Annotated in this window: 1 protein-coding gene; it reads left to right on the forward strand. The window is 34.2% G+C overall.

What is annotated here, in order from left to right:
• The first annotated feature begins 428 nt into the window (after positions 1-428).
• Entirely contained in the window at positions 429-1364 is a 936-nt protein-coding gene (gene birA / locus D8787_RS11160; protein ID WP_125423861.1) for a bifunctional biotin--[acetyl-CoA-carboxylase] ligase/biotin operon repressor BirA, read from the forward strand.
• The last annotated feature ends 340 nt before the right edge of the window (positions 1365-1704 follow it).

The following is a 1704-nucleotide window of genomic DNA, read 5'->3' on the forward strand; positions in this document are numbered from 1 at the left end:
ACCTTTAACCTTTAACCGCATTCAAACGTCTCACACTAACTTCCACCATAGCGGAACTTAATCTGAAACGCTTTCAGATGAGAGGATTTTGTGCGCTCTTTTTTTCGATTCAGTTTGGTTAAAAAAGCAATAAAATCAAGCATTAGTAAAACCAGTGGAACTTACCCTGACACGGATTTCCACTGGTTTTTACAATTTTTATCAGACTAACTTCCACTTGGATTAGCGGTGGAACTTAGTTTGGGAATTTACCAAAAATACTAAAATACTAAGATTTCAAAACTCAATCTTAACGATTGCATTTTCTCTAAGAAAATCATGCCGTAAATAGTAGGCATATGTTAAAATAGTAGTAATAAAATATAGATTAGGCGCAACCATCCAAACTAGATTCAAATCATATACTATTCTTAAAGAAAGGAAACACTATGAAATCCTACCAAGCCGTCTACCAAATTCTAGCAAAAGAAACCGATTATATCAGCGGAGAAAAAATTGCAGAAGAACTATCCCTAAGCCGAACATCAATTTGGAAAGCCATCAAGCGATTAGAACAAGAAGGCATTAAAATTGATAGCATCAAAAATAAAGGCTATAAACTGATGAATGGAGACCTTATTCTTCCAGAACTTCTAGAACAAAATCTTCCAATTAAAGTTAGGTTTAAAACTGAGACTAAATCAACACAACTAGATGCAAAAGAAGCAATTGATTTAGGGAATGAAGCAAATACCCTTTATATAGCTTCCTATCAAACAGCAGGGCGAGGCCGTTTTCAACGTTCCTTCTACTCACCACAAGGTGGTATTTATATGACACTCCATCTTAAACCAAATCTCGCCTATGACAAATTACCATCCTACACACTACTTGTAGCTGGAGCTGTCTACAAAGCCATTAAGAACCTAACTTTAATAGATGTAGACATAAAATGGGTCAACGATATCTACCTCAAAAATCATAAAATTGGAGGAATCCTCACTGAGGCAATGACCTCTGTAGAAACAGGCTTAGTCACAGATATCATTATTGGAGTAGGAATCAACTTCACTATTAATGATTTCCCACAAGAATTAAAAGAAAAAGCTGCTAGCTTATTTAAATCACCAGCTCCTATAACAAGGAATGAATTAATCATAGAAATCTGGCGTGCTTTCTTCGAAACACCAGCAGATGAGTTATTATACCTATATAAACAACAGTCATTCGTTCTAGGAAAAGAAGTTACTTTCACACTAGATCAAAAAGACTACAAGGGACTTGCTAAAGATATCTCAGAAAATGGCAAGCTTTTAGTTCAATGTGATAACGGAAAAGAAATCTGGCTAAATAGCGGAGAAATTTCACTAAAAACTTGGAAGTAATGGCAAAGTTATACAACAAAAAATAAACTATATAAAAAGGCTCTATAACATTTATAGTGAGTAAATCCCCTATGGATATTATGGAGCCGATTTTAATCGGCTCTATAATATTTGTAGTGGGTAAATCCCCTATAGATATTATGGAGCCTATTTTTGTGTAGAAAAAAAGTCCCATAAGATCTATAATGAAAAGCGACCAAACTATCATTAGAAAGAATCATATGGAACAATTACATTCTATCACAAAACTACTCGATATTAAAGACCCTAATATCCAAATTATAGATATCATTAATAAGGGTACACACAAGGAAATCATCGCTAAACTAGACTATGAGGC

The sequence above is a fragment of the Streptococcus mitis genome (genome assembly GCF_003944325.1).
Taxonomy (GTDB): domain Bacteria; phylum Bacillota; class Bacilli; order Lactobacillales; family Streptococcaceae; genus Streptococcus; species Streptococcus mitis_CW.

What these genes read in the sequence shown, in the direction of transcription:
- birA (WP_125423861.1), top strand. Translation starts at nt 429, where the DNA reads ATGAAATCCTACCAAGCCGTCTACCAAATTCTAGCAAAAGAAACCGAT.